Source organism: Mycobacterium tuberculosis H37Rv (assembly GCF_000195955.2).
GTDB lineage: Bacteria > Actinomycetota > Actinomycetes > Mycobacteriales > Mycobacteriaceae > Mycobacterium > Mycobacterium tuberculosis.
Map to the genome: position 1 here is coordinate 459,332 of NC_000962.3, position 20,991 is coordinate 480,322.

Below are 20,991 nucleotides of genomic sequence, written 5' to 3' on the forward strand. Positions count from 1 at the left end.
CGCTGGCGGCCCGGAACCGAGAATGCGACCAGGTCACAACCCAGTCACCTTCCACGCCGAGCAGACGAGGAATCGCACTGCGCGGACCTCACGCGTGCGATTCCGCGTCTGCTCGTCAGACAAATCAGCCCAGGATCAGCGAGTCGGCGTCGGGGCTGACGTTGACCGGCACGGTATCGCCGTCGTGCACCTGGCCGGCCAACAGCATCTTGGCCAGCTGGTCACCGATGGCCTGCTGCACCAGCCGGCGCAACGGCCGCGCCCCGTACACCGGGTCGAATCCGCGCTGCGCCAACCAGCGCTTGGCCGGCAGCGAGACCTGCAGCTGCAGCCGCCGCTGCGCCAGCCGCTTGCCCAGCTGCGCCAGCTGGATGTCGACGATGCGCACCAGCTCTTCGGGGTTGAGACCCTCAAAGATGAGCACGTCGTCGAGCCGGTTGATGAACTCCGGCTTGAACGTAGCGCGCACCGCGGCCAGCACCTGCTCGGCGCTGCCACCCGACCCCAGGTTGGACGTCAGGATCAAGATGGTGTTGCGGAAGTCGACCGTGCGGCCGTGCCCGTCGGTGAGCCGGCCCTCGTCGAGGACCTGCAGCAGCACGTCGAACACGTCCGGGTGCGCCTTCTCGATCTCGTCGAACAGCACCACCGTGTAGGGACGCCGGCGCACCGCCTCGGTCAGCTGACCGCCCGCCTCGTATCCCACATAGCCGGGCGGGGCGCCGATCAACCGAGCCACGGTGTGCTTCTCGCCGTACTCGCTCATGTCGATGCGGACCATCGCCCGCTCGTCGTCGAACAGGAAGTCGGCCAGCGCCTTGGCCAGCTCGGTCTTGCCGACACCGGTCGGGCCGAGGAACATGAACGCCCCGGTGGGCCGGTTGGGGTCGGACACCCCGGCCCGGCTGCGCCGCACCGCATCAGAGACTGCGGTAACCGCGGCCTTCTGCCCGATGACCCGCTTGCCCAGCTCGTCTTCCATGCGCAGCAGCTTGGCGGTCTCGCCTTCCAGCAGCCGACCGGCCGGGATGCCGGTCCACGCCGACACCACGTCGGCGATGTCGTCGGGACCGACCTCCTCCTTGAGCATCACCTGCTCCCGGGCCTGCGCCTGCGGCAACGCCGCGTCGAGCTTCTTCTCCACCTCGGGGATGCGTCCGTAGCGCAGCTCGGCGGCCTTGGCCAGGTCGCCGTCGCGTTCGGCCCGCTCGGATTCCCCGCGCAGGGCTTCCAGCTGCTCCTTGAGGTCGCGGACGATTTCGATCGCGTTCTTCTCGTTCTGCCAGCGGGTGGTGAGCTCGGCCAACTTCTCTTTCTGGTCGGCCAGCTCGGAGCGCAGCTTGGCCAACCGCTCCGCCGACGCCTCGTCTTCTTCTTTGGACAGCGCCATCTCTTCGATCTCCAGCCGGCGCACCAGCCGCTCGACCTCGTCGATCTCGACGGGCCGCGAGTCGATCTCCATCCGCAGCCGGCTGGCCGCCTCGTCGACCAGGTCGATGGCCTTGTCGGGCAGGAAGCGGGCGGTGATATACCGGTCGCTCAAAGTGGCAGCTGCCACCAGCGCCGAGTCGGTGATGCGCACCCCGTGGTGCACCTCGTAGCGGTCTTTGAGCCCGCGCAGGATGCCGATGGTGTCCTCCACCGACGGCTCGCCGACGTACACCTGTTGGAAACGGCGCTCGAGCGCGGCGTCCTTCTCGATGTGCTTGCGGTATTCGTCCAGCGTGGTCGCCCCGACCAGCCGTAACTCGCCGCGGGCCAGCATCGGCTTGATCATGTTGCCGGCGTCCATCGCCCCCTCGCCGGTGGCGCCGGCGCCGACGATGGTGTGCAGCTCGTCGATGAACGTGATGATTTGGCCGGCCGAGTTCTTGATGTCGTCGAGGACGGCCTTGAGCCGTTCCTCGAATTCGCCGCGGTATTTGGAGCCGGCGACCATCGAGCCGAGATCGAGCGCGACGATGGTCTTGTCGCGCAAGCTCTCCGGCACGTCGCCGGCCACGATGCGCTGCGCCAGGCCCTCCACGATCGCGGTCTTGCCGACGCCGGGCTCACCGATCAGCACCGGGTTGTTCTTGGTGCGACGGGACAGCACCTGCACCACGCGGCGGATCTCGTTGTCGCGGCCGATGACCGGGTCGAGTTTGCCTTCGCGGGCGCGGGCGGTCAGGTCGGTGGAGTACTTCTGCAGCGCCTGATAGGTCGCCTCCGGTTCGGGGCTGGTGACCCGGGCGCTGCCGCGCACCTTGACGAACGCCTCCCGCAGCGCCTGCGGCGAGGCGCCGTGGCCGGTCAACAGCTTGGCGACGTCGGAGTCACCGGTGGCCAGCCCGACCATCACGTGCTCGGTGGAGACGTACTCGTCGTCCAGCTCGGTGGCCAGCTGCTGCGCGGTGGTGATCGCCGCTAACGACTCGCGGGACAGCTGCGGCTGCGTGCTGGCTCCAGTCGCCTGCGGCAAACGGTCGAGCAGGCGCTGGGTTTCGGCGCGGACGGTGGCGGGCTCGACACCGACAGCCTCCAGTAGCGGTGCGGCGATACCGTCGTTTTGGGTCAGCAGCGCCATCAGCAGGTGAGCGGGCCGGATCTCGGGATTGCCGGCGGTCGAAGCCGCCTGTAACGCCGCGGTTAGCGCCGCCTGCGTCTTGGTCGTCGGGTTAAACGAGTCCACGACACCTCCATTCGGGGTCCGTTCGAAATGCTTGTCGGGTTGTTCAACGCCGTCAATGTTGAGTCTGTTCCGCTCAATTTTACCCACTTGTGCATCCGCCGCCGTTTCGCCGCGAGCTTAGAATCGAGGTCCGTGGGCCTCGAGGACCGGGACGCGTTGCGGGTGTTGCAAAACGCCTTCAAGCTCGACGACCCGGAACTGGTCCGCCGCTTCTATGCCCATTGGTTTGCCCTCGACGCCTCGGTACGCGACCTGTTCCCACCCGACATGGGCGCCCAGCGAGCCGCTTTCGGGCAGGCGCTGCACTGGGTGTACGGCGAGCTGGTGGCGCAGCGCGCCGAGGAACCGGTGGCCTTTCTTGCCCAGCTCGGCCGCGACCACCGCAAATACGGTGTGCTGCCAACCCAGTACGACACGTTGCGCCGCGCGCTGTATACGACCCTGCGTGACTATCTGGGCCATCCAAGCCGGGGCGCCTGGACGGACGCCGTCGACGAGGCCGCCGGCCAGTCGCTCAACCTGATCATCGGGGTGATGAGCGGTGCCGCGGACGCCGATGACGCGCCCGCCTGGTGGGACGGCACGGTCGTCGAGCACATCCGGGTGTCACGCGACCTTGCTGTCGCTCGGCTGCAGCTGGACCGCCCGCTGCACTATTACCCTGGCCAATACGTCAACGTGCATGTTCCGCAATGCCCCCGCCGGTGGCGATATCTCAGCCCAGCCATTCCGGCCGACCCGAACGGGCGGATCGAGTTTCACGTCCGGGTGGTTCCCGGTGGCCTGGTCAGCAACGCCATCGTGGGTGAAACTCGGCCCGGTGACCGGTGGCGATTGTCCGGTCCGCACGGAGCCTTTCGGGTGGACCGCGACGGCGGCGACGTGCTCATGGTCGCCGGTAGCACCGGGCTGGCGCCGCTGCGGGCGCTGATCATCGACCTCAGCCGCTTCGCGGTGAATCCGCGCGTGCACCTGTTCTTCGGAGCACGCTATGCCTGCGAACTCTACGACCTGCCCACGCTGTGGCAGATCGCGGCGCACAATCCGTGGCTGTCGGTCTCGCCGGTGTCGGAGTACAACGGTGATCCGGCTTGGGCCGCCGACTATCCCGACGTGTCGGCGCCGCGCGGTCTGCACGTGCGCCAGACCGGCCGACTACCCGATGTGGTCTCCCGATACGGCGGCTGGGGCGATCGGCAGATTCTGATCTGCGGTGGACCGGCCATGGTCCGCGCCACCAAGGCCGCCCTGATCGCCAAAGGCGCGCCACCGGAGCGCATTCAGCACGACCCACTGTCGCGCTAGCCGGGCGGAAATCCACCGTCCGGTGGCGTCGCTTCGACATGGCATACGGCCTTTGCTACCCGGTCACCGCTGGCTAGCATGAGTGCGACTGAGTGGAGCGGGGATGAGCAAGTTGCTGCCACGGGGCACAGTGACATTGCTGTTGGCCGACGTCGAGGGATCCACCTGGCTGTGGGAGACCCATCCAGACGACATGGGTGCTGCCGTGGCGCGCCTCGACAAAGCCGTGTCTGGTGTGATTGCCGCCCATGACGGCGTACGCCCAGTCGAGCAGGGTGAGGGTGATAGCTTTGTCCTCGCGTTCGCCTGCGCGTCGGATGCCGTGGCCGCCGCGTTGGACTTGCAGCGAGCGCGGCTCGCACCGATCCGGTTGCGCATAGGCGTGCACACCGGGGAGGTCGCGCTCCGCGACGAAGGCAACTATGCCGGTCCGACCATCAACCGGACCGCGCGCCTGCGTGACTTGGCGCATGGGGGCCAGACGGTGCTCTCGGGCGTGACCGAAAGCCTGGTCATCGATCGCCTCCCGGACAAAGCATGGCTGGTTGACCTGGGGACGCACGCGCTGCGGGATCTGTCGCGTCCGGAGCGGGTAATGCAGCTGTGTCATCCCGAATTGCGTATCGATTTCCCGCCGCTGCGGGTGGCCAATGACGATGTGGCCCATGGTCTTCCGGTGCACCTGACGCGTTTTGTGGGGCGCGGCGCGCAGATCACCGAGGTGCACCGGTTGGTGACCGATAACCGGTTGGTGACCCTGACCGGCGCCGGCGGCGTGGGCAAGACACGGCTGGCGGCGCAGCTCGCGGCGCAGATCGCCGGTGAGTTCGGTCGCGCGTGGTTCGTGGATCTGGCGCCGATCACGGACCCCGACTTGGTGCCGGTCACGGTGGCGGGCGCGCTGGGACTGCACGACCAGCCGGGCCGCTCCACGACGGACACCGTGCTGCGCTTTCTTGGCGGGCGTCCAGCCCTGGTGGTGCTGGATAACTGCGAGCACCTGCTGGATGCGACGGCGGCCTTGGTGTTAGCGCTGGTGAAAGCGTGCCGGGGGGTGAGGTTGCTGGCAACTTGTCGTGAGCCGCTCCGGGTCGAGGGTGAGGTGAGCTACCGGGTGCCGTCGCTGTCACTGAGCGATGAAGCCGTTGAGATGTTTTGCTACCGGGCTCAGCGAGTCCGGCCGGACTTTCGCCTCACCGACGACAACTCCGCCGCAGTGACCGAGATCTGCAAACGGCTGGACGGTTTGCCGCTGGCGATCGAGCTGGCGGCTGCGCGGCTGCGGTCGATGACGCTTGACGAGATCATCGATGGCTTGCGTGACCGGTTCGCGCTGTTGACCGGCGGTGCGCGCACGGCCGCGCACCGGCAGCAGACGCTGTGGGCCTCGGTGGATTGGTCGTACACGCTATTGACCGAGCCGGAACGTACCTTGTTTCGCCGGCTTGCGGTGTTTGTGGGTTGCTTTTTTGTCGACGACGCACAGGCGGTTGCCTGCAGCGGCGATGTGCAGCGCTACCAGGTCCTTGACGAGATCACCCTGCTGGTCGACAAGTCACTGGTGATGGCCGACGACAACAGCGGCCGGACGTGCTATCGGTTATGCGAGACGATGCGCCACTACGCGTTGGAAAAACTCTCCGAGGCTGGCGAGGTGGACGCCGTGTTTGCGCGGCACCGTGACTACTACACGGCGCTGGCTGCCAGGGTCGACAATCCCGGACCCTCCGATTATTCGCACTGCCTCGACCAAGCCGAAACCGAGATCGACAACCTACGTGCCGCCTTTGTGTGGAACCGGGAAAATTCCGACACCGAGGGCGCCTTGGCGCTGGCGTCCTCCCTGTTGCGGGTATGGATGACGCGGGGGCGCATCCAGGAGGGGCGCGCCTGGTTTGACAGCATTCTTGCCGACGAGAATGCGCGTCATCTCGAGGTGGCGGCCGCGGTGCGCGCCCGGGCATTGGCCGACAAGGCCCTGCTCGACATCTTCGTCGACGCCGCCGCCGGTATGGAGCAGGCCCAACAGGCTTTGGTGATCGCGCGCGAGGTCGATGAACCGGCGCTGCTGTCCCGGGCGCTCACGGCCTGCGGCTTGATCGCGGTAGCGGTAGCTCGCGCCGATGCGGCCGCGTCTTATTTCGCCGAGGCGATCGACCTGGCACGAGCGGTAGACGACCGGTGGAGGCTGGCCCAGATCCTTACCTTTCAGGCGGTCGATGCGGTCGTGGCGGGTGACCCGGTCGCGGCACGCCCGGCCGCCCAAGAGGCACGCGAGCTGGCTGCCGCGATCGGTGACCACTCCAATGCGCTGTGGTGCCGCTGGTGTCTCGGCTACGCCCAGCTGATGCGGGGGGAGCTGGCCGCGGCCGCCGCCCAATTCGGCGAGGTGGTGGACGAGGCCGAGGCGTCTCAGGAAGTGCTGCACAAGGCCAACAGCCTGCAGGGCCTGGCCTTCGCGCTCGCCTACCAGGGTGAATTGAGTGCGGCTAGGGCGGCGGCCGACGCCGCTCTCGAGGCCGCCGAGCTGGGCGAGTACTTCGCGGGTATGGGCTACTCGGCGTTGACCACGGCCGCGTTGGCCGCCGGCGACGTGCAGACGGCTCAACATGCCAGCGAGGCGGCCTGGCGGAACTTGAGTTTGGCGCTGCCCCTCTCGGCAGCGGTGCAGCGCGCGTTCAATGCCCAGGCTGCACTGGCTGGTGGTGACCTTAGCGCAGCGCGTCGTTGGTGTGACGATGCCGTGCAGTCAATGACCGGCCATCATCTGGCGATGGCGCTGGCGACTCGCGCCAGGATCGCGGTCGCCGAGGGCAAGCGGGAAGAAGCCGAACGCGACGCGCATAAGGCGCTCGCGTGCGCGGCCGAGAGCGGGGCACACCTGGATCTCCCCGACGTGCTCGAATGCCTTGCCGGCCTGGCCAGCGACGCCGGCACCCACCATGCGGCGGCACGACTCTTCGGCGCCGCCGAGGCTATCCGACAGCAGATCGGCTCGGTCCGCTTCGCGATTTACCGTTCGGACTATGTGCAGTCGGTGACGGCTCTGCGAGATGCGATGGGGGAGAAAGACTTCGACGCTGCATGGGCCGAAGGTGCCGCGTTGTCGATCAAGGAGACGATCGCCTATGCGCAACGTGGCCACTCCTGGCGCAAACGACCGGCCACCGGTTGGGAATCGCTTACTCCGACCGAGATTGACGTCGTGCGACTGGTTGGCGAGGGACTGGCCAACAAGGACATCGCGACGCGGCTTTTCGTCTCACCGCGAACAGTGCAAACGCACCTGACGCACGTCTACACCAAACTCGGCTTCACCTCGCGACTGCAACTCGCTCAAGCGGCCGCCCGCCGTACCTGAGTGCTATTGATTGGCGTTCGGGGACGGCGGTACCACGATGATGGTCGCTCCGGGGATCGCCGCCAGGGTCGCCGCAAGGTTGGCAACCACGCCGGGCGGCAAACCGGGCGGTAGGCCAGGTATGGCTGACCCGGCGGCCGCCGCGGGGACCGCGGGCGTCTGCTGGGCGGCGGGCCTGGTGGCAGCCGGGCCGGCTCCGCCGGCTCCGGCCGGGGCGGCTGCAGCCGGGGTCGGCGCGGAGCCACCGCGGGCGGCAAGACCGGCCAGACCGGTGCCGGCCAAACCCGCCGCTGCCAGGCCGGCGTAGGAGCCGTCCGAACTCCCCGTCATATACATCGGAGTCGCGCCGGGGAACATCGCCGCAACTTGGCGCACCGCTGGCGGAAGATTCCAGCTGTGCGGCACGGAGAGTCCGCCGATGTTAGCGGAGTAGCCGGTGAGCGCGGCGACCGGCGGCTGTGGCGGGCTGGTGACCCGTCCTCCGACCTCAGGGAGATCCCCGTCACCCGCGGCCCCAGCGGGTGTCTGGTCGGATTCGGCTGGGCAATGCGGCGCCTTTTGGGCCTCGTCGACCACGTCGTGGCGGTAGATCTCGCCGAGCTGCGCCGCCGATACCCCCAAACTGCCAGCCGCGACGGCTACAGCTGCGGCTACGAGAACGTCAAGATCCTCGATGGGGTTCGGAATGGCGTCGAAGGGCGGCGGTAGGAAGGACTGCAGGGTTGGTAGCAGGCTCACGTCGGTCGCCGCGGCGGCCGGTACTACCGCCTGAGCCGCTGTCGCGGCGGCGTCACTCAGCGACCCGGCCCCGCTGGTGGTCGCCGGTGGCGGGTGAACGGCGCAACTGGGACGCGGCCCCCGAGGCGCCCGCATAGCCGTCCATCGCCAAGATGTCATGGGCCCACATTTCGCCGTAGTGCGTTTCACTAGTCGCGATCGCCGGGGTGTTCTGTCCAAAAACATTGGTCTGGACCAGTGACAGCATTGTGCGGCGGTTGGCCGCGATTACCGTCGGGGGCACGGTCGCCGCGTACGCCGACTCGTAGGCGTTCGCCGCGGCCACGGCCTGAGCCGCGGCCTGCTCGGCCGAGGCGGCGGTGGCCCTCATCCACGCGACATAGGGGACGGCCGCGGCCGCCATCGACAGTGCCGACGGGCCCAGCCAGTCATCGCCGGTGAGCCCGGAAATCACCGAGGAGTAGGAAGCCGCCGTCGCGGTCAGTTCGTTGGCCAGCCGTTGCCAGGCTGCGGCCGCTTGCATCAGGGGCCTGGAGCCGGGACCGGAATAGATTCTGGCGGAGTTGATTTCCGGTGGTAGCGCACCGAAATCCATGACTAGCCGCTCCTCACACCGGCAGCAGCCTCAGCGCTGCGTGGCTGGGTCGTCACGAAAGACACGGATTCTCCTTTGCCGAAGCTGTCCGGTCCGCGCAGGGTTCGTCGCTGCCGCGAGCCAGGCGACTGGGCGCATACCTATTCGGGTGGCGGCAACCATGTCGGAGCCGGATGGATGGCTAAGCGGTCATCAAGTTCGGATGGCTTGGGTTATCAGGTCACTCAGTTGCCCCCACCTCCTCATAGCAAAAGTACACAGGCAGATGTGAGCGGAGTTGCGAAAATAGACAAATAATTGAGCCGAGCAACGACCGAGCGAGAGGGTGAGCTGGTGATCGACGGCTGGACGGAAGAACAGCACGAACCCACCGTTAGGCATGAGCGCCCAGCAGCTCCCCAAGACGTTCGGCGGGTGATGTTGCTGGGTTCGGCCGAACCCAGCCGGGAGCTGGCGATCGCGTTGCAGGGCTTGGGCGCGGAGGTGATCGCCGTCGACGGCTATGTCGGCGCGCCTGCCCACCGGATAGCCGACCAGTCGGTGGTGGTCACCATGACCGATGCTGAAGAGCTGACGGCGGTGATCCGGCGGCTGCAACCGGATTTCTTGGTGACGGTCACCGCCGCGGTGTCTGTGGATGCTCTCGATGCCGTCGAGCAAGCCGACGGCGAGTGCACTGAGCTGGTGCCGAACGCCCGTGCCGTCCGGTGCACGGCCGACCGGGAGGGCCTGCGCCGGCTGGCCGCCGATCAGCTCGGCCTGCCCACAGCCCCGTTCTGGTTCGTCGGATCCCTTGGCGAACTTCAAGCGGTGGCCGTCCATGCTGGGTTTCCGTTGCTGGTGAGCCCGGTGGCAGGGGTGGCTGGCCAGGGTAGCTCGGTGGTCGCCGGGCCCAACGAGGTCGAGCCCGCCTGGCAGCGCGCGGCAGGCCATCAAGTACAGCCGCAGACTGGGGGAGTGAGCCCTCGGGTGTGCGCCGAGTCGGTGGTCGAGATCGAGTTTTTGGTCACCATGATCGTTGTGTGCAGTCAGGGCCCGAACGGGCCGCTCATCGAGTTCTGTGCACCTATCGGTCATCGCGACGCCGATGCCGGTGAGTTGGAATCCTGGCAACCGCAGAAGCTGAGCACGGCGGCGCTGGACGCGGCCAAGTCGATCGCCGCGCGCATCGTCAAGGCGCTCGGGGGACGCGGGGTTTTCGGCGTCGAATTGATGATCAACGGCGATGAGGTGTATTTCGCCGATGTCACCGTGTGTCCTGCCGGGAGTGCCTGGGTCACCGTGCGCAGCCAGCGGCTTTCGGTGTTCGAACTGCAGGCCCGGGCGATCCTGGGTCTGGCGGTGGACACCCTGATGATCTCGCCGGGTGCCGCGCGGGTGATCAACCCGGACCACACGGCAGGCCGGGCAGCGGTCGGCGCCGCACCACCTGCCGATGCGCTGACCGGTGCGCTCGGTGTGCCGGAAAGCGACGTCGTGATATTCGGCCGCGGGCTTGGGGTGGCGCTGGCCACCGCACCCGAGGTGGCAATCGCCCGCGAACGCGCCCGCGAAGTTGCATCTCGGCTAAATGTGCCAGACTCACGCGAGTGAGCTACGCCGGAGATATCACGCCACTTCAGGCCTGGGAGATGCTCAGCGATAATCCGCGGGCGGTCCTGGTCGACGTGCGCTGCGAGGCGGAATGGCGCTTCGTCGGTGTGCCCGACTTGTCGAGCCTTGGTCGTGAAGTGGTCTATGTCGAATGGGCGACGTCCGACGGGACGCACAACGACAACTTCCTCGCCGAGTTGCGGGACCGCATCCCGGCGGACGCTGATCAGCACGAGCGGCCCGTTATTTTCTTGTGTCGCTCCGGTAACCGCTCCATCGGCGCGGCCGAGGTCGCGACCGAGGCGGGCATCACGCCGGCCTATAACGTGCTGGACGGCTTCGAAGGGCATCTCGACGCTGAGGGTCATCGAGGCGCAACGGGCTGGCGGGCGGTGGGACTGCCGTGGAGACAGGGATGACCGACGAGTCTTCGGTCCGCACCCCGAAGGCGCTGCCCGACGGCGTCAGCCAGGCCACCGTCGGGGTGCGCGGCGGGATGTTGCGGTCGGGGTTCGAAGAGACCGCCGAGGCGATGTACCTGACGTCCGGATATGTCTACGGCTCGGCGGCGGTTGCCGAGAAGTCGTTCGCTGGCGAGCTGGACCACTATGTGTACTCCCGCTACGGCAACCCAACGGTGTCGGTGTTCGAGGAGCGGCTGCGGCTGATCGAGGGTGCCCCGGCGGCGTTCGCCACCGCCAGTGGCATGGCCGCGGTATTCACCTCGCTGGGCGCGCTGCTGGGTGCCGGAGACCGACTGGTTGCCGCGCGCAGCCTGTTTGGCTCGTGTTTCGTGGTGTGCAGCGAGATCCTGCCGCGCTGGGGGGTGCAGACCGTCTTCGTCGACGGTGACGACCTCTCGCAATGGGAGCGGGCGCTTTCGGTACCCACGCAGGCCGTGTTCTTCGAGACGCCGTCCAATCCCATGCAGTCGCTGGTGGATATCGCTGCGGTGACCGAGCTGGCACATGCCGCGGGTGCAAAAGTGGTGCTGGACAACGTATTTGCCACACCGCTACTGCAGCAGGGCTTTCCGCTGGGGGTCGACGTGGTGGTGTACTCGGGCACCAAGCACATCGACGGTCAGGGTCGGGTGCTGGGCGGGGCCATACTCGGTGACCGGGAGTACATCGACGGTCCGGTGCAAAAGCTGATGCGCCACACCGGTCCGGCGATGAGTGCGTTCAACGCCTGGGTACTGTTGAAAGGCCTTGAGACGCTGGCTATTCGGGTGCAACACAGCAATGCCTCGGCGCAGCGGATCGCGGAGTTCCTCAACGGCCATCCCTCGGTTCGGTGGGTGCGTTACCCGTACCTGCCGTCGCACCCACAATATGACCTGGCCAAGCGTCAGATGTCCGGTGGCGGAACCGTCGTTACCTTCGCACTCGACTGCCCGGAGGATGTTGCCAAACAGCGGGCCTTCGAGGTGCTCGACAAGATGCGGCTGATCGACATCTCCAACAACCTCGGCGACGCCAAATCGCTTGTCACCCACCCCGCCACCACGACGCACCGGGCGATGGGCCCGGAGGGCCGGGCCGCGATCGGGCTCGGTGACGGTGTGGTCCGCATCTCGGTTGGGTTGGAAGACACCGACGACCTGATTGCCGATATCGATCGGGCGTTGAGCTAACCCGCTGCCTCTTGCTCGGCGTGCTCGGCCTGTTCGGCGGCTGCCAGCGCTCCTTGTGCCTGCTGTTCCATCAAGGTCATCACTAACCTGGCGTAGATCATCTGGCTGGTGATGGCCATCTGGCCGCGGGCGCGGCCCATGAAGGAGATCCCCCAGGCGAACAGGGCTGCGATGCGGTTCCGATAGCCGACCAGGTAGACCAGGTGCAGCACCAGCCACGCCAGCCAGGCGAAGTACCCGGCAAACTCCAGCTTGCCGACCTGCGCGACGGCGCTGTGGCGGGAGATCGTCGCCATGCTGCCCTTGTTGAAGTAATGGAACGGCTTGCGATTGGCTGGGTCGTCATTGCCCTTGACCATGTGTTTGATCACCGTGGTGGCGTATCGGGCCCCCTGGATCGCGCCCTGAGCCACCCCGGGTACGCCGGGCACGAACATCAGATCGCCGACTACGAAGACGTTCGGATGTCCCTTGACGGTGAGATCGGGTTCCACGATCACCCTTCCGGCCCGGTCGATTTCGGTTCCGTCGGATCCCTCGGCGATCATCTTGCCCAGCGGGCTGGCCGCCACGCCGGCCGCCCAAACCTTGCACGCGCATTCGATGCGGCGTTCGCCGCCGTCCTTTTCCTTGATGGTGATGCCTTTGTAGTCGACCGCGGTCACCATCGCGTTGAGTTGAACCTCGACGTCCATCTTTTCCAGCCGCCGTTGTGCCTTGAGACCCAGCTTTGGACCCATCGGCGGCAACACCGCGGGTGCGGCGTCGAGCAGGATCACCCGGCACTCACTGGGCGTGATGGTCCTAAACGCGCCTGCCAGGGTGCGCTCGGCGAGCTCGACGATCTGCCCAGCCACCTCGACGCCGGTCGGCCCAGCGCCGACGACGACGAACGTCAGGCGCCGCTCCCGTTCGGCATGGTCGGTGCTGACCTCGGCGGCCTCGAACGCGCCCAGGATGCGGCCGCGCAGCTCCAGCGCGTCGTCGATGGTCTTCATTCCGGGCGCGAAGGTGGCGAATTCGTCGTTGCCGAAGTAGGACTGCTGTGCGCCGGCGGCCACGATGAGGCTGTCGTACGGCGTCACCGTGGTCATGTCCATCAATTTCGACGTGACCGTCTGCGCTTTCAGGTCGATCGCGTTGACCTCGCCCAGCAACACCCGGACGTTCTTTTGCCGGCGCAGGATCAGCCGGGTGGTCGGGGCAATGTCGCCCTCGGACAAGATCCCGGTGGCCACTTGATACAGCAGCGGCTGGAACAGGTGGGTCGTTGTCTTGGAGATCAGCGTGATGTCGACATCCGCCCGTTTAAGCGCCTTGGCCGCATTCAGGCCGCCGAATCCACTACCGATGATGACCACGCGATGGCGCCCGCCGACGGCCGAGGGTTCACCAGATGAGAGCGTCATGGTCCTCCTTCAGTCTGGTCGCTGTGGCGCAGCTACACAGTACGACTCCCGTCATGCCAACGGCGTAACTTTTTGTGGGCCTTGTGGGCCTTGTGGGCCTTGTGGGCCTTTGTCGGGCCGCCTTCGGATCGGACGCTCGGGATGGCTGTTGGGCGCTGCGCAATCCCGCGCTTCGATCAGGCAGCGTCCGGCAGTGCCATCAATGGCGGCCAGGTACACCTCTCCGACGGCTCGACATCGCCGGCCCGGCAGTTACCTGCACCATGGCCGGGCGATGCGGGAGCGGCTGCCGAAGGTCGGGCAGGTGTTTGCTGCCGGGGAAATCGACTACCACATGTTTCAGACGTTGGTGTATCGCACCGATTTGATCACCGACCCGCAGGTGTTGGCGCGGGTGGATGCCGAGCTGGCGCTGCGGGTGCGGGGCTGGCCGTCGATGACCCGGGGCAGCTGGCCGCCGCGATAGATCGGATCGTGGCGGTGGCCGACCCCGATGCGGTGCGCCAGGTGCGGGAGCGGGCCCGCGATCGGGAGGTGTCGATCTGGAATTCCGCGGACGGCATGGGCGAGGTGTACGCCCAGTTGTATGCCACCGACGCCCAAGCCCTGGATGCGCGGCTGAACGCCTTGGTGGCCACGGTGTGTGCCGGTGATCCGCGCAGCACAGATCAGCGCCGCGCCGACGCGCTGGGCGCGTTGGCGGCCGGGGCGGATCGGCTGGCCTGCCGCTGCGACAATCCCGACTGTGCCGCCGAGGGGCGCCCGGTGTCGGCGGTGGTGATTCATGTGGTGGCCGAGCAGGCCAGCGTCAAGGGCCACGGCCAGGCGCCGGCAGCGTTGCTGGGCGGCGACGGGCTGATCCCGGCCGAGCTGGTGGCCGAGTTGGCCAAGACCGCCGGGCTGCAGCCGATCCCGGTCCCGGCCGGGACCGAGCCGGGTTATCGGCCCTCGGTGAAGCTGGCGGCGTTTGTGCGGGCCCGGGATCTGACCTGTCGGGCGCCCGGTTGCGACCGCCCGGCCACCCAGTGCGACCTGGATCACACCATCGCGTTCGCCGACGGTGGGGCCACCCACGCGGCCAACCTCAAATGCCTGTGCCGTCTTCATCATTTGCTGGCCACCTTCTGTGGCTGGCGCGCCCAGCAACTGCCCGACGGCACGGTGATTTGGACGCTGCCGGGTAACCAGACCTACGTCACCACCCCGGGCAGCGCGCTGCTGTTCCCGGCGCTGTGCACCCCCACCGGTGACCCGCCCGCACCCGAGCCGGCCCGCGCCGACCGCCGCGGGCAGCGCACCGCGATGATGCCGCGCCGGGCCAGCACCCGCACCCAAAACCGCGCCCATTGCATCGCCGCCGAACGCCACCGCAACCACCAAGCCCGCCGGATTGCCCAAGCGGCCGTCATCGCCACCGAGACCCACGGCCCACCACCCGATCCCGACGACGACCCGCCGCCTTTTTGATGAAGTGAGTCCGAATCATCTCGACGTGGACGGGTGCGGCGTCGGGTGGTCGCCGGTTGGCGCAGACCCTCCAGAGGGGAGGATGAGGAGCTCGGCACCTGCGTCGGCGGCCCTGAGATAGGCCAGCAGGCGGTGGCCGAAGTCGCTGACGTCGTGGATAAGGATGTGGCCGCTTTCTTCTGCCGGAGTCCCGGTGCCGTTGCCGTGCCAAACGGTTGTTGTCGCGATCGCGACGCCGGTTTGAATGAGGGCCGCTAGCACCGGCACGGGCTCGACCTTACTCGCCGCCCTCATCACCTCGCGTCGCTGGATCTCGTCCTGGTCCGGTGAGGACTTGGCGGCTTTGGCCAGCCGAACGAGTGCATGGATATGCACGGGCTCAAGTTGGGAAAGCGTGGCCACGATGAGTGATGCCGGCTCGACCTTCTGGTCATCCTCGAGCGCGGCGGCGGCAGCTTGCGCGAGGAGCCGGCGCTTGGCCTCCATACTGGTGCGAGTGGCGGCCTCGATCGCCTGGCTGAGAAGCGGCTCGAGTTCGGGATTTTTGTCAATGCGGCTCAACACGGTGTCCGCGCCGCCGACGCTCTCGCATATCTCGCGCGTGGTTGTCTCGGCGCGGTGCCGGGTGCGTTCCTCGATGGCGTCGAACACGGTTTGTAGCGGGCCGCCGACCATCGGGATGGCGGATAGGCCGGCGCTGATCACGACAGCGAAGACAGGTCTGGGCTCAGTCATAGCTCGAACAGTAGAGGCCGTCGCGGCAAGGACGGCCGACGGCGTGTTTTCGGCGTTGCGGGGTGGTCGCCGGACACGAGGAGGCAGACCGAGGCTCGATGGATTGGATGCCGCTCGGCGACTACGAGACTTTCCGGCATTGGTCGGGGAAGCCCCGCGCATGGGGGCCGCAAGAGTCGGGGTGGCGCGCGTGGTTCGGCGGGAAGATAGTCGATGGGCTCTGCGAGGTACTCGACGAGCACCTCGCGGTGCGGCGTCGTGGTGTTCCAGCCGCGATCGGCTGCGTGCCCTGGCTGAGTAGCGAGGCGGTCGCCGAGACGCTGCTCGCATTGAGCGTCTTTTGCGTGGTGATCGACAAGGGAACCTCGTTCCCGTCGCGACTGCGTAACCCTGACAAAGGGTTTCCCAACGTCGCCCTATTGCGGCTTCGCGACATGGCGCCCTCCGAGCATGGCTCACGCTGCTCCTCGGCCCGTGGTCGTCTATGCCTGAGCATGAGCTAGGTCCGGTGCGGGCGCTCGGCTGGCTACGAGAGGACCGCAAGCCGCTGCTGAATGCCAAATTGCTCGTGCTCGGTCATCTGGCTTTGAACGTCTACGACCCCGATAACGGTTACGGCGAAGAGGTGTTGGACTTTGAGCCGCGGACGGTGTGGTGGGGATCGGCCAATTGGACCGTGCGGGCCGGGTCACACTTGGAAGTTGGCTTTGCATGCGACGACCCAACCCTCGTCGAAGAAGCTACAGCGTTTGTCGCTGACGTGATCGCGTTCTCCGAACCGATCGACACGACCTGTGCCGGTCCCGAACCGAACCTCGTGCAGGTGGAGTTCGACGACGCCGCGATGGCTGAGGCGATGGAGGAGATGGCCGAGCCCGATGATGACGGGGAGGATTGGTAGCGATGCTGCTTGATGAACCCAAAGGTCGTCACGGGCACGCTCAAAACGTTCTTCGTGTAATCGGTGCCATCATTTGCTGGCCACCTTCTGGGGCTGGCGCGCCCAGCAACTGCCCGACGGCACCGTGATTTGGACGCTGCCGGGTGACCAGACCTATGTCACCACCCCGGGCAGCGCGCTGCTGTTCCCGGCGCTGTGCACCCCCACCGGTGACCCACCTCGACCCGACCCGGCCCGCGCCGACCGCCGCGGGCAGCGCACCGCGATGATGCCGCGCCGGGCCAGCACCCGAGCGCAAAACCGCGCCCACTACATCGCCGCCGAACGCCACCGCAACCACCAAGCCCGCCGGATTGCCCACGTGGTCACCCAAACCGCCACAACCGCCCCCGAGACTAACGGCCCACCACCCGATCCCGACGACGACCCGCCGCCCTTCTAACCGGTAGGCGCCTGCCCAAAACACGGGTATTGGGTAAAGGCACGGGGTCCTGATGTTGTTGTATTTCAATGCGATTCAGCTAAGGCCCGGAGCCCATGGCTCGTCCGGATGGTCGGTTGGGGTGATGTGTATGCCCCTCCTGCTCCATCCCGTTTCCTTGTATCCTCAAGTTTGTCGTTTGGCGCTGTTGCGACAGGAAGGCGTCGATCATGCACGCACTGAGGTTGGTCGGCTTGGCGATATTGACGGCGATCGCTCCAATCGCGGTCCTCATCGGAAGTAGCCCAGCGCATGCCGATACCGATATTGGTCAACCGTGCTCGCCGGAAGGCGCGAAACTCTGGGGGAACCCCGGCCCGATATATTGCGAGCGCACGGCGGACGGGCAACTGCAATGGGTATCAATTCCTGCTTGGGCATTGTGTGTGGCGTTCTGCGACCGGCCTGGCGGGCCATAGGGGCCCACCAGCGGACCCCCACGGTCCGCCGGCCTGCTAGCCCGGCCATGAGCTCGCGGTGGTTCGGTAGTTCGCGTTGGGCGCACTGCAGAAGTCCGAGGCCGTGCCGGCCAGCAAGACGAAATAGCCCTCTTCGCCGCGGCGGGTGTCGGCGAACGGCGGGTAGGTCCAACCGTTGTTGCACATCGAAGTCGGCGTGCCCGCCGTGGCCTTGCGCCAACCGGACTTGACGCAGGCCTTGAGGGCGTCGACGTCGGAAACGGTGCTCTTGGCGACGACCAGCATCGCGCCTCCCCATTGCCCGTCGGTTCGCCGGTAGGCGCGCGCCCCGAAGCCGGCCCCCGAGCCGGCTGTGTTCTGTTGGCAGCCCAACACCCGCTGCAGCGGCAAGAACACCGACGCCACATCGCGGTCCGCGACAGCGGCTGCGGCCGTGATGAATTGAGCCGCGTCCGAGCCGTCAACCTCCTGGACGGTGGGATCTCCGAAGCTAAACAGCTGCTGTGAGATCCGCTGTCGCAGCGCGGCGTCACCGTCGCCGATGACCGGTCCGCTGCCGCTGGATGTCATCGGGGGCAGCGCGCCGGTGGGTTCCGCGCCCGCGGTGGGCGCGGCGGCCAGCACGGCCAGGGACAAACCGCACGCGGCGACACCGACAACGCGGGCAATGACTCCCATGGCTACCTACCTCCCCGGCGGCATGGGTGGGGCGTCGTTCGGTGCTACCTCGGCACCGATCTTGCGAAATAGTATGTCGGCCTGGTTGCGGTAGTTGCCCTGGTCATCGAAGGCCTCGGGGGCGTAGGTGACTGCGACCGCCACCGCGACCCGTTGCGACGGCAGATAGGCCTCCACCGCGGCGTAACCGGCGAACATGGGATTTTGCAGCAGCCAATGGCCGGATATGACGATCCCGAGACCATAGCTGTAGCCGTCGTTCTGCTCGAAGCAGGTGGGGCAGCCCGGCTGGGCGCGGGTCTTGCCGCGCAGCTCGGTCGACACCATCTTCTTGTACGAATCCGCCGAGAGCAGCCTGCCCGACCCGATCCCCACCGCGGTGGCCTCCATGTCGTAGATGGTGGTGGTTTGGATGGCGCCGTGGGTGATGGTCCACGACGGATTCCAGAAGGTCGATTCCTCGTAAAACGGCACGCCGGCAGGAATTTTCAAGGCCGCTCGGCGCTCGGAGGTGAATGCATGCAAGGCGGGCTCGGGGATGGCGGGGGTATCGGAGTTGGCGGTGGCCGTGAGGCCCAGGGGGGAAAGGACCTTGCGCTGCAGCAGGGTTGGCATGTCTTGGCCGGCGGCCTTCTCCAACGCCAGCCCCAGCAAGAGGTAATTGGTGTGCGCGTAGTTCCAGTTGGTGCCCGGGTCGTAAAGCAGTGGCCGTGAAGAGATTTGATCGAGTAACTCTTGTGTTGTCCACTGCCGGAACGGATTAGCGTAAAGCTCGGCATCAAACGCCTCGTTGCCGAGGACGTAGTCGGGGTAGCCGGATGTCATCTGCGCTAGTTGACCCAGCGTGACCCGGTCGGCGTGCGGAAAGTCGGGAAGCCACCTGGACAGCTTGTCGTCCAGGCGCAGCTTTTTTTCGTCGACCAGTTTGAGCAACAGCGTCGCGACATAGGAGATTGCGACCGCGCCGTTGCGAAAGTGCATGGCGGTGGTGGCCGGCACGCCGGTCATCGAGTCGCCGACGGCCCGCGTCACGACCTCCTTGCCGGCCACGGTGACCCGGACCAGCACCGCCTTCAGATGCGCTTGCGTCATGAAGTCACGCACAATCCGGATGACCGCGTCGGCCTTGGCCCCGTTGTTGGTCGGCGACGAAGCCGGCCCGGTGCGGGGTGGGGCGCAGCCGGCCAGCAGCCCGAGAGCCAGGACCGAACACCCGAGGCGCCGCAAGACGGGCATGCGACGGTCCTACCGGAAGGCGGCCAAGCCCGTGAAGGCCTGACCGAGCACCAGCTGATGCATCTCGGGCGTGCCCTCGTAGGTGAGCACCGACTCCAGGTTGACCATGTGCCGGATGACCGGGTACTCCAGCGATATCCCGTTGCCGCCCAGTATTGTTCGAGCGGTCCGGCAGATTTTGAGCGCTTCCCGGGTGTTGTTGAGCTTGCCGAAGCTGACCTGATCGGGGCGCAGGCCCACCCTGTCTTTGAGGCGCCCCAGATGCAACGACAGCAGCTGACCCTTGTGCAGTTCCACGGCCATGTCGACGAGCTTGGCCTGGGTCAGCTGGAAGCCGGCGATCGGACGTCCGAACTGGGTGCGCTGTCTCGCGTAGTCGAGCGCGCACTGCCAGGCCGACCTGGCCGCGCCCATCGCTCCCCAGACGATCCCGTAGCGCGCCTCCGACAGGCATGCCAGCGGCGCCCTGAGGCCGGTCGCGCCGGGCAGCATGGCGTCGGCGGGCAGCCGGACATTGTCGAGCACCAGCTCGCTGGTGATCGACGCCCGCAGCGACAGCTTGTGACCGATGGTGTTGGCGGTGAAACCCGGGGTGTCGGTGGGCACGATGAATCCGCGGATTCCGTCGTCGGTGGCGGCCCACACGATCGCCACGTCGGCGACCGAGCCGTTGGTGATCCACATCTTGCCCCCGGTGATCACCCAGTCCGGACCATCGCGTCGCGCCCGGGTTTTCATCGCGGCCGGGTCGGAGCCGACGTCGGGCTCGGTGAGCCCGAAGCAGCCGAGCAGGTCACCGGTGGCCATGCCGGGCAGCCACTGCCGCTTTTGCTCGTCGGAGCCAAAGCTCGCGATGGCGAACATCGCCAGCGAACCCTGTACCGACACCAGCGACCGGATGCCGGAGTCGGCGGCCTCCAGCTCCCGGCAGGCCAGGCCATAGTGCACCGCCGACGCGCCGCCACAGCCGTGGCCGTGCAGCTGCATTCCCAGCAGTCCGAGTTCGCCGAACTGTTTGGCCAAATCGCGCGCGACCGGTAGGTCGCCGTCCTCGAACCACGCCGCGACGTGCGGGGTGACGTGTTCGGCGCAGAACCGCCTGACGGTGTCGCGGACGGCGATCTCGTCGCTGGATAGCGACGCGTCCAGTCCCAGCGGGTCGTCGCGGTCAAGGGCGGGTGGTGTCGGGGTGCTCATCACTCAATACTGCCCCGGCCCGGTAGCCTCGCGGCATGCGACCACGGCGCGCGCTGGCGGGGCTGGCCGCCGACGTCGTCGCCGTGCTGGTGTTCTGCGCGGTGGGACGTCGCAGCCACGCCGAAGGACTGAGCGTCACCGGCCTGGCGGCTACGGCATGGCCATTTCTCACCGGCACTGGTATCGGTTGGGTGCTGGCTCGCGGCTGGCGGCGGCCGACCGCCCTCGCCCCCACGGGGGTGATCGTGTGGCTGTGCACCATCGTGGTCGGCATGGTGTTACGCAAGGTCAGTTCGGCGGGTGTGGCCGCGAGTTTCGTCGTGGTCGCGTCCGCGGTCACCGCGGTGCTGCTGCTGGGTTGGAGAGCCGCCGTTGCGCTGATGGCACCGCACCGCGCGGACGGCTGAGAAGGCCAAATGTCGTCGGGGTGTTCGCCGACCCCGGGATTTCCGACGTCCGCCTCCGTGCCCTCGAAGTCTCAGTACCGAGCCAGATTTCACGGTCGAGACCCCAACCAACAGGTCAGCGCGGTGCCACCGCGATCGTGATGTTGGCGCAGGTATGGGCCG

17 protein-coding genes and 1 pseudogene are annotated in these 20,991 nt (G+C 67.1%); 11 read left to right on the top strand and 7 right to left on the bottom strand.

Annotated features, from left to right (window positions below):
• Positions 1 to 124: 124 nt before the first annotated feature.
• The gene (gene clpB / locus Rv0384c) at positions 125 to 2,671 is read right to left on the bottom strand and encodes a chaperone protein ClpB (protein NP_214898.1); all 2,547 of its coding nucleotides are present in this window, start codon (positions 2,669 to 2,671) and stop codon (positions 125 to 127) included.
• Positions 2,672 to 2,803: 132 nt separating this feature from the next.
• Between clpB and Rv0385 the strand changes: the two genes are divergently transcribed.
• Both Rv0385 and Rv0386 read left to right on the top strand, forming a co-directional pair.
• Positions 2,804 to 3,976, top strand: a complete 1,173-nt coding sequence (locus Rv0385; RefSeq protein ID NP_214899.1) for a monooxygenase — start codon at positions 2,804 to 2,806, stop codon at positions 3,974 to 3,976.
• Between the two features lie 103 nt (positions 3,977 to 4,079).
• Positions 4,080 to 7,337: a transcriptional regulator gene (locus Rv0386; RefSeq protein NP_214900.1), complete on the top strand. Its 3,258-nt coding sequence runs from the start codon at positions 4,080 to 4,082 to the stop codon at positions 7,335 to 7,337.
• Positions 7,338 to 7,340: 3 nt separating this feature from the next.
• On the opposite strand, the pseudogene Rv0387c reads toward Rv0386, so the two are convergent.
• Positions 7,341 to 8,670, bottom strand: a pseudogene (locus Rv0387c).
• A 333-nt stretch (positions 8,671 to 9,003) separates the two neighbouring features.
• Between Rv0387c and purT the strand changes: the two are divergent.
• Genes purT through metZ form a run of 3 tightly spaced genes read left to right on the top strand, consistent with a single transcriptional unit; the run spans position 9,004 to position 11,899 of the window.
• On the top strand, positions 9,004 to 10,263 hold the full coding sequence (purT, locus tag Rv0389; protein ID NP_214903.1) for a phosphoribosylglycinamide formyltransferase PurT: 1,260 nt from the start codon (positions 9,004 to 9,006) through the stop codon (positions 10,261 to 10,263).
• Positions 10,260 to 10,682, top strand: coding sequence for a hypothetical protein (locus Rv0390; RefSeq protein NP_214904.1), 423 nt, complete (start codon positions 10,260 to 10,262; stop codon positions 10,680 to 10,682). The genes purT and Rv0390 overlap by 4 nt, the downstream gene beginning before the upstream one ends.
• On the top strand, positions 10,679 to 11,899 hold the full coding sequence (metZ, locus tag Rv0391; RefSeq protein ID NP_214905.1) for an O-succinylhomoserine sulfhydrylase: 1,221 nt from the start codon (positions 10,679 to 10,681) through the stop codon (positions 11,897 to 11,899). The genes Rv0390 and metZ overlap by 4 nt, the downstream gene beginning before the upstream one ends.
• On the opposite strand, the gene ndhA is transcribed toward metZ, so the two are convergent.
• On the bottom strand, positions 11,896 to 13,308 hold the full coding sequence (ndhA, locus tag Rv0392c; protein NP_214906.1) for an NADH dehydrogenase NdhA: 1,413 nt from the start codon (positions 13,306 to 13,308) through the stop codon (positions 11,896 to 11,898). The two genes, metZ and ndhA, sit on opposite strands and share 4 nt — an antisense overlap.
• A 141-nt stretch (positions 13,309 to 13,449) precedes the next feature.
• Between ndhA and Rv0393 the strand changes: the two genes are divergently transcribed.
• Positions 13,450 to 14,775, top strand: coding sequence for a hypothetical protein (locus tag Rv0393; RefSeq protein ID NP_214907.1), 1,326 nt, complete (start codon positions 13,450 to 13,452; stop codon positions 14,773 to 14,775).
• Positions 14,776 to 14,790: 15 nt separating this feature from the next.
• Here Rv0393 and Rv0394c read toward each other — a convergent pair whose 3' ends face one another.
• Positions 14,791 to 15,510, bottom strand: coding sequence for a hypothetical protein (locus Rv0394c; RefSeq protein ID NP_214908.1), 720 nt, complete (start codon positions 15,508 to 15,510; stop codon positions 14,791 to 14,793).
• A 98-nt stretch (positions 15,511 to 15,608) separates the two neighbouring features.
• Between Rv0394c and Rv0395 the strand changes: the two genes are divergently transcribed.
• The 4 genes from Rv0395 (at position 15,609) to Rv0397A (ending at position 17,311) form a co-directional block, all read left to right on the top strand.
• On the top strand, positions 15,609 to 16,013 hold the full coding sequence (locus tag Rv0395; RefSeq protein NP_214909.1) for a hypothetical protein: 405 nt from the start codon (positions 15,609 to 15,611) through the stop codon (positions 16,011 to 16,013).
• A 5-nt stretch (positions 16,014 to 16,018) separates the two neighbouring features.
• Positions 16,019 to 16,411 (top strand): hypothetical protein, encoded by a 393-nt coding sequence (locus tag Rv0396; protein ID NP_214910.1) that lies wholly within the window; start codon positions 16,019 to 16,021, stop codon positions 16,409 to 16,411.
• A 73-nt stretch (positions 16,412 to 16,484) separates the two neighbouring features.
• The gene (locus Rv0397; RefSeq protein NP_214911.1) at positions 16,485 to 16,853 is read left to right on the top strand and encodes a hypothetical protein; all 369 of its coding nucleotides are present in this window, start codon (positions 16,485 to 16,487) and stop codon (positions 16,851 to 16,853) included.
• A gap of 209 nt (positions 16,854 to 17,062) precedes the next feature.
• Positions 17,063 to 17,311, top strand: a complete 249-nt coding sequence (locus Rv0397A; RefSeq protein ID YP_004837048.2) for a hypothetical protein — start codon at positions 17,063 to 17,065, stop codon at positions 17,309 to 17,311.
• 36 nt (positions 17,312 to 17,347) lie between these two features.
• Here Rv0397A and Rv0398c read toward each other — a convergent pair whose 3' ends face one another.
• The 3 genes from Rv0398c to fadE7 are packed head-to-tail and all read right to left on the bottom strand — an operon-like array spanning position 17,348 to position 20,422.
• A complete protein-coding gene (locus Rv0398c; protein ID NP_214912.1) occupies positions 17,348 to 17,989 on the bottom strand; it encodes a hypothetical protein in 642 nt (213 codons plus the stop codon).
• A 6-nt stretch (positions 17,990 to 17,995) separates the two neighbouring features.
• Positions 17,996 to 19,225: a lipoprotein LpqK gene (lpqK, locus tag Rv0399c; protein ID NP_214913.1), complete on the bottom strand. Its 1,230-nt coding sequence runs from the start codon at positions 19,223 to 19,225 to the stop codon at positions 17,996 to 17,998.
• 9 nt (positions 19,226 to 19,234) lie between these two features.
• Positions 19,235 to 20,422 (bottom strand): acyl-CoA dehydrogenase FadE7, encoded by a 1,188-nt coding sequence (gene fadE7 / locus Rv0400c; protein NP_214914.1) that lies wholly within the window; start codon positions 20,420 to 20,422, stop codon positions 19,235 to 19,237.
• A gap of 35 nt (positions 20,423 to 20,457) precedes the next feature.
• Between fadE7 and Rv0401 the strand changes: the two genes are divergently transcribed.
• On the top strand, positions 20,458 to 20,829 hold the full coding sequence (locus tag Rv0401) for a transmembrane protein (protein NP_214915.1): 372 nt from the start codon (positions 20,458 to 20,460) through the stop codon (positions 20,827 to 20,829).
• The last annotated feature ends 162 nt before the right edge of the window (positions 20,830 to 20,991 follow it).